Origin of the sequence: uncultured Escherichia sp., assembly GCF_948475835.1 — a bacterium.
Lineage (GTDB): Bacteria > Pseudomonadota > Gammaproteobacteria > Enterobacterales > Enterobacteriaceae > ECMA0423.
The window spans coordinates 12266-14178 of the sequence record NZ_CAOLGM010000122.1 but is presented as its reverse complement, the minus strand read 5'-3'; the positions used below and the strand labels follow the sequence as shown (position 1 = coordinate 14178).

Below are 1913 nucleotides of genomic sequence, written 5' to 3'. Positions count from 1 at the left end.
GGATAACATGCAGCGCGGGTGAATCTGGCGGCAAACTAAATCCCTCACCTTCCGGCTCAAAGAACAGCGTTTCCAGTCCAGCCTTACGATCTGCTCCTTTGGCAACGCCAAGTAGCAGCGGATGATTTTTATCCCATGAGACATCCAGTTCGGCGAAGACATTTTTCGCCTGCGCAAGCTGGCCTTTGCCGCCGTCGATAAGGATCACATCCGGGATCTTACTGTCGTCAATGGCTTTACCATAACGCCGACGCAGCACCTGATTCATCGCCGCATAATCATCGCCCGGCGTGATGCCTGTAATGTTATAGCGCCGATACTCCGCACGCAGCGGGCCGTTAGCATCAAACACCACACAGGAAGCGACGGTTTGTTCGCCCATGGTATGGCTGATGTCAAAGCACTCCATCCGCTTCACTTCCGGCAATTTCAACACGCTGGCAAGCGCGGTCAGTCGCTGGTGAACGGTAGATTGCTGCGAAAGTTTGCTGGTTAAGGCCGTCGCCGCATTGGTGCGCGCGAGTTTCAGATAACGCGCCCTATCGCCGCGAGGTTTGGTTTGAACATTAATCTTGCGTCCCGCCAGTTCTGAAAGGGAATCGGCGAGCAGCGTTTTATCGCTAAGATTAAAATCGAGCAGGATCTCACCCGGTAAGGTGCGCATCTGGCTGCCTTGTAAATAGAACTGGCCTACGAAGGTTTCTACCACCTCGCTCAGTTCCGTACCGCCAGGCACTTTCGGGAAATAGCTGCGGCTGCCGAGCACTTTGCCCTGACGAATGAACAATACGTGGACACAAGCCATGCCCGCATCGAACGCCACACCAATAACGTCGAGGTCGTCGCCGGTATTGGAAACGAATTGTTTTTCGGTGACGCGTCGCACCGCCTGAATTTGGTCGCGAATACGTGCAGCTTCTTCAAACTCCAGATTCTGGCTGGCAGTTTCCATACGACTAATGAGTTGCGTAAGCACCTGATCATCTTTGCCAGACAAAAACAGGCGCACATACTCGACCTGCTGAGCGTATTCTTCTTCACTCACCAGTCCTTCAACGCACGGTCCCAGACAGCGCCCTATCTGGTATTGCAGACACGGACGCGAGCGATTGCGATAAACACTATTTTCGCACTGGCGAATGGGGAAAATCTTTTGCAGTAGCGCCAGAGTTTCACGTACGGCATAGCCATTCGGGAACGGGCCGAAATATTCACCTTTGGCATGCTTCGCACCACGATGCATCGCCAGACGCGGGTGGGTATCACCACTCAGGAAGATAAAAGGATATGATTTATCATCGCGTAGCAAAACGTTGTAACGCGGCTGATAGAGTTTGATGTAGTTGTGTTCCAGCAACAGCGCTTCGGTTTCTGTGTGAGTAACCGTTACATCAATTTGCTGGATCTGGGCGACCAGCGCTTCGGTTTTGCGCGAAGCGAGGTTGCTACGGAAATAGCTGGAAAGCCGTTTTTTCAGGTCTTTCGCTTTGCCGACATAGATAACCGTACCACCAGCATCGTACATGCGATAAACGCCTGGCTGGCTGGTTACGGTTTTTAAAAACGCTTTTGCGTCAAACTGATCACTCACTGACTTGATAATGTCTCCGCATTACACAGACCATGGCGAATTGCCAGGTGAGTCAGCTCAACATCGCCATGAATGTTTAGTTTACTGAACATACGATAGCGGTAGCTGTTCACCGTTTTCGGACTGAGATTGAGCTGTTCTGAGATCTCATTGACCTTCTGGCCCTTGGTGATCATCAGCATAATCTGCAATTCACGTTCAGACAAACTGGCAAATGGGCTTTCTGTTTTTTCTGGTTCGATCTGGCTTAACGCCATTTGTTGAGCGATGTCAGAAGCAATGTAACGCTGCCCTGAATAGACAGAACGAATCGCACTCACGA

Annotated in this window: 2 protein-coding genes; both read right to left on the bottom strand. The window is 51.2% G+C overall.

From position 1 onward, the window contains the following. Positions 1 to 1591 (bottom strand): excinuclease ABC subunit UvrC (uvrC, locus tag QZF50_RS19210; RefSeq protein ID WP_290388954.1); only part of this gene is annotated, 1591 nt, incomplete at its 3' end. Further along, positions 1588 to 1913: LuxR C-terminal-related transcriptional regulator (locus QZF50_RS19205; RefSeq protein WP_290388953.1), on the bottom strand; the 326-nt coding region annotated here is incomplete at its 5' end. The genes uvrC and QZF50_RS19205, both read right to left, overlap by 4 nt.